The following is a 7,636-nucleotide window of genomic DNA, read 5'->3' on the forward strand; positions in this document are numbered from 1 at the left end:
CGGCAGCGTCAGGCCAAGCACGTTTTTCACGTCGCGGTTCAGCAGCCCGGCGCGATCCAGCTCGCCCAGGATACCGATGACGCCACCCGCACGGTGCACGTCTTCCATGTGGTACTTCTGGGTACTCGGCGCGACTTTACACAGCTGCGGCACTTTGCGGGAGAGCTTGTCGATGTCGCTCATGGTGAAGTCGATTTCGGCTTCCTGCGCGGCGGCCAGCAGGTGCAGAACGGTGTTAGTGGAGCCGCCCATGGCGATATCCAGCGTCATGGCGTTTTCGAACGCCGCTTTACTGGCGATACTGCGCGGCAGCGCGCTGGCATCGTCCTGCTCGTAGTAGCGTTTGGTCAGCTCAACGATACGTTTACCGGCGTTGAGGAACAGCTGCTTACGGTCGGCGTGGGTCGCCAGCAGCGAGCCGTTGCCCGGCTGGGAAAGGCCCAGCGCTTCGGTCAGGCAGTTCATGGAGTTGGCCGTGAACATGCCGGAACAAGAGCCGCAGGTCGGGCACGCGGAGCGTTCCACCTGATCGCTCTGCTCGTCAGAGACTTTCGGGTCTGCGCCCTGGATCATCGCATCGACCAGGTCGAGCTTGATGATTTTGTCGGAGAGCTTGGTTTTACCCGCCTCCATCGGACCGCCGGAGACGAAGATCACCGGAATGTTCAGACGCAGGGAGGCCATCAGCATCCCCGGGGTGATTTTGTCGCAGTTGGAGATACAGACCATCGCATCGGCGCAGTGGGCGTTGACCATATACTCCACCGAGTCGGCGATCAGCTCGCGCGACGGCAGTGAATAGAGCATTCCCCCGTGGCCCATTGCGATACCGTCATCCACCGCAATGGTGTTGAACTCTTTCGCCACGCCGCCGGAGGCTTCGATTTGCTCGGCAACCAGCTTACCGAGATCGCGCAGATGCACGTGGCCCGGTACAAACTGGGTGAAAGAGTTCACCACGGCGATAATTGGCTTGCCGAAATCGGCGTCGGTCATTCCGGTGGCGCGCCACAGTGCGCGGGCACCCGCCATGTTACGGCCGTGGGTGGTGGTGGCTGAACGATACTTAGGCATGCTTTATTGACTCCCGTCTGACTATTTAATGGGACGGTGCGTGCCGTCCCACATTTATATTTAGTGATTAACCTGATCCAACCAGCCGTATTTGTCTTCTGTTTCGCCGGTGAAGAGGCCGAAGAAGGCTTGCTGGATGCGTTTGGTCACCGGGCCACAGCGGCCTTCGCCCACCTGGATACCGTCGACGCTGCGAACCGGCGTGATTTCAGCCGCGGTACCGGACATGAACACTTCGTCTGCCAGGTAGAGGGATTCGCGGGACAGCACCTGCTCGCGCACTTCGATACCCAGATCTTTCGCCAGCTTGATGATCGCATCACGGGTGATGCCCGGCAGCGCGGAAGAGGTGAACGGTGGGGTAAACAGAATGCCGTCTTTTACTTCAAACAGGTTTTCGCCCGCGCCTTCTGAGATGTAGCCGTTCACGTCGAGGGCGATGCCTTCCTGATAGCCGTGGCGGCGCGCTTCGCTGCCGACCAGCAATGAGGAGAGGTAGTTACCGCCCGCTTTTGCGGCAGTCGGGATGGTGTTTGGCGCCACGCGGTTCCAGGAAGAAACCATTGCGTCGATCCCCTGATCCAGTGCTTCTGCGCCCAGGTAGGCGCCCCACGGGAACGCAGCAATGATCACATCGGTGTTGTAACCGGCCGGCGGGTTCACGCCCATGCCCACGTCACCCACGAAGACCAGCGGGCGAATATAGGCGCTGGTCAGTTTGTTCTGGCGAATCACTTCGCGGCAGGCTTCCATCAGCTCATCAACGCTTTGAGAGACCGGAAAACGATAAATTTTGGCTGAGTCATGCAGACGCTGCATGTGTTCGCGATGGCGGAACACCACTGGCCCTTTGTGAGAATCGTAGCAACGGATGCCTTCAAACACGGAGGTACCGTAGTGCAGCGCGTGGGACATCACGTGAACTTTCGCGTCTTCCCAGCGAACCATCTCACCATTGAACCAAATGTAATCAGCTTTTTTTGTCGTCATTTTTTCGTCCTGTCACGCTCAAGCGCGGATTTGTTGTGATGTGGTTGTGCTCTGGCAGATGGCAACATGGGCAACGTCTACCAGCTTTGATAACTGACTAAACAGTAAGTCGACCGGCCGCGGGCTGGCAACGGTTAATTCGATACTGATGTTCTGGGCGTCGGTGGCCGTTTCCATATTCATAGAGCAAATCTGAAAACCACGGTGTCGGACCACACGCAAAACGCGTTCTAACGTTTCCGGGTTGAAGCGAGCATGCACGGCGACCTGATGTTGCATCATGATAATTTCTCCAGCATTTGTGAGTTACTGGCACCGGGCGGTACCAACGGCCAGACGTTCTCAAGCTCGTCGATTGAGACATGAAGCAGGTATGGCCCTTCGCTTGACAGCATGGTGTCGAGTGCCGCTTCAACCTGGTCTTTACGGGTGATGTGCTGGCCAGGAATGCCGAAGGCGCTGGCCAGGGTGAGGAAATCGGGGTTATCGGTCAGGGTTGTTTCGCTGTAACGCTCCTGGAAGAACAGCTGCTGCCACTGGCGAACCATCCCTAAACGCTGGTTATCGAGCAACACGATCTTCAGCGGTAACTGCTTGCGCTTCACGGTGCCGAGCTCCTGAACGTTCATCATGAAGGAGCCGTCACCGGAGATACAGATCACGGTATCGTTCGGGCGGGCCACCTGTGCGCCTACGGCTGCCGGCAGGCCAAAGCCCATCGTGCCTAAGCCGCTGGAGGTGATGAAGTTCTCCGGGCGGGTGTAGGTCATATGCTGGGCTGACCACATCTGATGCTGGCCCACATCGGTCGTCACCACGCTGTCCGCGGGTTTACGGTCGGACAACTGCTTCAACAGCAGCGGCGCATAGATGGCATCGCCGGGGTGGTCGTAACGCCAGGCATGCTCAGCGCGCATGTCTGCGGTGTGCTGACGCCATGCGTTGATATCCAGCGGCTGCTCCAGCGCCGGTAACAGCGCGTTAAGATCGCCCTGCAACGCCACGTGCGCCTGACGCAGTTTGTTCATCTCCGCCGGGTCGATATCCATATGGATCACTTTGGCATTCGGCGCGAAGGTATTCAGCTTGCCGGTGACGCGGTCGTCAAAACGGGCGCCTGCGACGATAAGCAAGTCGCATTCCTGCACCGCCAGGTTTGCCGCTTTAGTGCCGTGCATTCCCAGCATGCCGAGGTAGTAGGGGTAGTCCGCGTCTACCGCACCCAGACCTTTCAGGGTGCAGGTGGCGGGCATTTGCGTGGTTGCAAGAAACGCGCGAAGCGCCGGAACAGCCTGCGCCATACCCACCCCGCCACCGACGTACAGCATCGGCTGCTTCGCCTGCGCCATCATCTGACGCGCTTCTTCAACGTCTGCATGCGGAAACGCATCGTCGCTTTTCACGGTGGAGAAATGCGGCTCCAGATCGCCAAGTGCAACCTGGATATCTTTCGGGATATCCACCAGAACCGGGCCAGGACGGCCAGAACTGGCAACCTCGAACGCTTCGGCCATCACGCGCGGCAGCTCTTCGAGGGACTGAACGAGGAAGCTGTGCTTGGTGCAAGCCAGCGATAAGCCGAGGACGTCTACTTCCTGGAAGGCATCGGTGCCGATGAACGGAGAGGCCACTTGACCGGTAATCGCCACGACAGGAACGGAATCGAGCAGCGCGTCAGCCAGACCGGTGATCAGGTTCGTTGCGCCCGGACCTGAGGTCGCCATGCACACACCGGTTTTACCTGTCGCGCGAGCATAACCAATGGCTGCCATCGCTGCGCCCTGCTCGTGTCGGCACAAGAGGTGTTCCACGCCGCCGTCATACAGTGCATCGTAAATCGGCATAATTGCGCCACCCGGATAACCGAATACGGTTTCGACTCCCTGCGCGCGCAACGCATGTACTACCCATTGTGCCCCATTCATAGTTAGTTCCCCGTCATAAATCTGGAGAAACAGAATTTTGTGCTAGTCGTCATTCTCTGCTCCTCATTTAAGTTTTTTAGTCATAAAAAAACCCCCGGACCTTTCGGTGCGGGGGTCTTAGTTCGTTACGGCTTGATTTCTAAGCCTTTCCTCGTCCAAGTGCAGCCCCGCACGGTGGGATAATAATCACCACCACGCTAATCACGACCAGGCTAATCACTCGTAGAAGGGCTGTCATTTTCAGTTCTTTTTGCATCTTGTTCGAAGGAATACCTAAAGAGTTATCACAGTTTTTAAATCAAACACAAGATTTATTTATGAAGGATTTGGTTAGCAAGCGAATCAAATTTTATGAACGCATTGTTTTATATGAGGAAATTTGGAAGTGAATTTTTTTCATTTTTTATTGCAGATCTAAACCTTAAAGCGCGTCTTTTTACATTTTGCGAGTGTGCTTCCACGGTGATGCAATGGTTTCAATGCTCCCTGAAAATCTCTGAACAGGCGGCGTAAATACGTAAAAAGACGCTAAACAGAGAAAACAGGCACTGGCATAGTCAGACCAGGAGGTAGTACAAATGTCACTGTCAGTTGTTTATACGCGAGCGGCTCTCGGGGTAAAGGCTCCGCTTATTTCCGTAGAGGTTCATTTGAGTAATGGGCTGCCCGGACTCACGCTTGTCGGGTTACCTGAAACCACGGTTAAAGAGGCCAGGGACCGCGTTCGTAGCGCAATAATAAACAGCGGTTATACCTTCCCCGCAAAGAAGATCACCATCAACCTTGCTCCCGCCGACCTGCCCAAAGAGGGTGGGCGATACGATTTACCTATCGCAATTGCGCTTCTCGCGGCTTCTGAGCAGCTTAATACGACCAGGCTAGGCTCGTATGAGTTCGTGGGTGAACTCGCGCTCACAGGCGCACTGAGAGGCGTTCCCGGTGCGATATCGGGAGCGCTGGAAGCCATACGTGCAGGGCGGCAAATCGTTGTGGCCAATGAAAACGCATCAGAAGTGAGTCTTATTGCAGAAAAGGGATGTCTTATCGCCGGGCATCTTCAGGAAGTGTGCGCCTGGCTGGAAGGCCGCCATGAACTATCCGAGCCGGAAGAGTGCGACGAGGCTATAGCGGATGCGCCAGAAGACCTCAGCGAGATCATGGGACAGGAGCAAGGGAAACGGGCGCTGGAGATTACGGCAGCGGGTGGGCACAATCTCCTGCTGATTGGCCCGCCGGGTACGGGCAAAACCATGCTGGCGAGCAGGCTAAGCGGGTTGCTCCCGCCGCTTAATAACCATGAAGCGCTGGAAAGCGCCGCCATCTATAGCCTGATCGGTTCGACGTCGTTGCACAAACAGTGGCGTCGACGTCCCTTTCGTTCCCCGCATCATAGCGCGTCACTGACGGCAATGGTCGGCGGTGGGTCTATTCCGGGGCCGGGTGAGATCTCGCTGGCACACAATGGCATTCTGTTTCTCGATGAGTTGCCTGAGTTTGAGCGCCGCGTGCTGGATGCGCTGAGGGAGCCCATTGAATCCGGTGAGATACATATTTCACGCACGCGAGCCAAAATAAGCTATCCCGCCCGTTTTCAGCTCGTGGCGGCGATGAACCCCAGTCCGACGGGGCATTATCAGGGCAACCATAACCGCTGTACGCCAGAGCAGACGCTGCGCTATCTGGGAAAGCTGTCTGGCCCGTTTCTCGACCGTTTCGATTTATCACTGGAAATCCCCCTTCCGCCGCCGGGCCTGCTCAGGCAGACGGATAAACTGGGTGAAAGCTCCGCGCATGTTCGCGAGCGGGTTATCGCGGCACAGGCGAGACAGTATGCCCGTCAAAACAGGCTGAATGCACGACTGGATAATGCAGGGATCCGACAGTATTGTTCTCTTAACGTTGAAGATGCGGCTTGGCTGGAGGAGACGTTGACGCGCTTCGGGCTTTCCATACGTGCGTGGCAGCGCTTGTTAAAAGTAGCCAGAACCATTGCGGACGTGGAGGGCTGTACTGATATTGCGAGGAAACACTTGCAGGAAGCGCTGAGCTATCGGGCGATCGATCGTTTGCTTTTGCATCTGCAAAAGTTACTGGCATAAAAAAAGGGGCCGTAGCCCCTTTTTTTATTAGTCGTCAGACTCGGTGTAGTCTTCTGCACCTTCCATCTGCGGTTTACCGCCAGACAGCGTATGGAAACGTTTTGGACGCTTAATGCGAGCCATGTACTTGATCCATACACGTTCTGCTTCAGACTGCGGCTCACGCTCACCACGGCACACTGAGACAAACTGTTTTTCATCTTCAGTTGCAGGCTCACGTTTACCCAGATCCAGCTCGTTAAAGGCATAACCATGACGCTCAAGCAGCTGCGCCTCTTTGATGGTGAAATCGCCGTGACGAGAGAACCCGCGCGGATAATGTTTATTGTCGAAAAAACGATTAGTCGTCGTAAAGCTTTCCGCCATCCTACACGCTCCTAATTCTTTGGCCGAGCTATTTATGGCGCGGAGTATTAGTTACGCTTGACAGAGTGTAAAACAAAACATTTAAATCATAACGACAAATTATTTTGCGGAGAAAGATGTGGATACGGAATTGCTAAAAACTTTCCTTGAAGTGAGTAGAACGCGTCACTTCGGGCGAGCCGCTGAAGCCCTTTACCTGACGCAGTCAGCAGTCAGTTTTCGTATTCGACAGCTGGAAAATCAATTGGGTGTGAATCTCTTTACCCGCCATCGCAACAATATCCGCCTCACGCCTGCCGGTGAAAAACTGCTTCCGTATGCGGAGACATTGATGAATACCTGGCAGGCAGCGCGCAAAGAGGTTGCGCATACGTCGAGGCACAACGAGTTCTCGATAGGGGCCAGCGCATCTCTGTGGGAATGCATGCTCAGTCAGTGGCTTACCCGGCTATATCACTCCCATGGCCATTTACAATTTGAAGCCAGAATTGCGCAACGTCAGTCGCTGGTTAAGCAACTTCATGAGCGTCAATTGGATCTGCTTATCACTACAGAAGCCCCCAAGATGGACGAATTTAGCAGCCAGATTGTTGGACAGTTCGGTCTGGCTCTTTATGCTTCTGAACCCTCAAAGATGAAAGCAGACCTGACCTATTTGCGGCTGGAGTGGGGACCTGATTTTCAGCAACATGAGACGGGATTGATCGCACCTGATGATGTCCCACAGTTAACAACCAGTTCTGCCGAGATTGCCTGTCAGCAACTCCCCTTGCTGAAGGGTTGCACCTGGTTACCAGTCCGTTGGGCAGACACCAAGCCTGGACTGCATACCGTGGTGGATTCCACTACCCTTTCGCGGCCGCTGTATGCGATTTGGTTGCAAAATAGCGACAAGCAATCGCAAATAAAAGATCTATTAAAAATCAATGTAATGGATTGATGCTGAGGCCAGCAGGGACGCTGGCTGCATTTAAGAATGCTGAAATTTCACCGGGTTTCAGGCAAAAAAAAAATCCTTTGCCGAAGCAAAGGATTCTATATGGCAGGGGCGGAGAGACTCGAACTCGCGACACCCGGTTTTGGAGACCGGTGCTCTACCAACTGAGCTACGCCCCTAAAGTTTTTTGCCATTAAGCCTGCCATTACTGGCAGGCTTAACGTCTTAATAAGTGGCGGAACGGA

Annotated in this window: 9 protein-coding genes and 1 tRNA gene; 2 read left to right on the forward strand and 8 right to left on the reverse strand. The window is 55.0% G+C overall.

The window, feature by feature from the left end:
- The 6 genes from ilvD to ilvL form a co-directional block, all read right to left on the reverse strand.
- Positions 1 to 1,074 (reverse strand): dihydroxy-acid dehydratase (gene ilvD / locus IM273_RS22540; RefSeq protein WP_226857963.1); only part of this gene is annotated, 1,074 nt, incomplete at its 3' end.
- 60 nt (positions 1,075 to 1,134) lie between these two features.
- Positions 1,135 to 2,064 (reverse strand): branched-chain-amino-acid transaminase, encoded by a 930-nt coding sequence (gene ilvE / locus IM273_RS19945; RefSeq protein WP_003860182.1) that lies wholly within the window; start codon positions 2,062 to 2,064, stop codon positions 1,135 to 1,137.
- An 18-nt stretch (positions 2,065 to 2,082) separates the two neighbouring features.
- Positions 2,083 to 2,346: an acetolactate synthase 2 small subunit gene (gene ilvM, locus IM273_RS19950; RefSeq protein WP_193051433.1), complete on the reverse strand. Its 264-nt coding sequence runs from the start codon at positions 2,344 to 2,346 to the stop codon at positions 2,083 to 2,085.
- Positions 2,343 to 3,989, reverse strand: a complete 1,647-nt coding sequence (gene ilvG / locus IM273_RS19955; protein ID WP_028014821.1) for an acetolactate synthase 2 catalytic subunit — start codon at positions 3,987 to 3,989, stop codon at positions 2,343 to 2,345. The genes ilvM and ilvG overlap by 4 nt, the downstream gene beginning before the upstream one ends.
- Positions 3,990 to 3,991: 2 nt before the next feature.
- Entirely contained in the window at positions 3,992 to 4,042 is a 51-nt protein-coding gene (gene ilvX, locus IM273_RS19960; protein WP_166792073.1) for a peptide IlvX, read from the reverse strand.
- A gap of 86 nt (positions 4,043 to 4,128) precedes the next feature.
- Complete coding sequence (ilvL, locus tag IM273_RS19965; RefSeq protein WP_001311244.1) at positions 4,129 to 4,227, reverse strand: ilv operon leader peptide; 99 nt, start codon at positions 4,225 to 4,227, stop codon at positions 4,129 to 4,131.
- 340 nt (positions 4,228 to 4,567) lie between these two features.
- Between ilvL and IM273_RS19970 the strand changes: the two genes are divergently transcribed.
- The gene (locus IM273_RS19970; protein ID WP_193051431.1) at positions 4,568 to 6,088 is read left to right on the forward strand and encodes a YifB family Mg chelatase-like AAA ATPase; all 1,521 of its coding nucleotides are present in this window, start codon (positions 4,568 to 4,570) and stop codon (positions 6,086 to 6,088) included.
- 27 nt (positions 6,089 to 6,115) lie between these two features.
- Here the strand turns inward: IM273_RS19970 and IM273_RS19975 are convergent, their stop codons facing one another.
- Positions 6,116 to 6,454, reverse strand: a complete 339-nt coding sequence (locus tag IM273_RS19975; protein WP_008501577.1) for a DUF413 domain-containing protein — start codon at positions 6,452 to 6,454, stop codon at positions 6,116 to 6,118.
- 118 nt (positions 6,455 to 6,572) lie between these two features.
- Here IM273_RS19975 and hdfR point away from each other — a divergent pair, with 118 nt between their 5' ends.
- Positions 6,573 to 7,394, forward strand: a complete 822-nt coding sequence (gene hdfR, locus IM273_RS19980) for an HTH-type transcriptional regulator HdfR (RefSeq protein WP_028014823.1) — start codon at positions 6,573 to 6,575, stop codon at positions 7,392 to 7,394.
- Between the two features lie 100 nt (positions 7,395 to 7,494).
- Here the strand turns inward: hdfR and IM273_RS19985 are convergent.
- Positions 7,495 to 7,570 (reverse strand) — tRNA-Trp (locus IM273_RS19985).
- Positions 7,571 to 7,636 lie beyond the last annotated feature (66 nt).

Source organism: Enterobacter cloacae complex sp. P13B (genome assembly GCF_014895915.1).
GTDB classification, from domain to species: Bacteria; Pseudomonadota; Gammaproteobacteria; order Enterobacterales; family Enterobacteriaceae; genus Enterobacter; species Enterobacter bugandensis.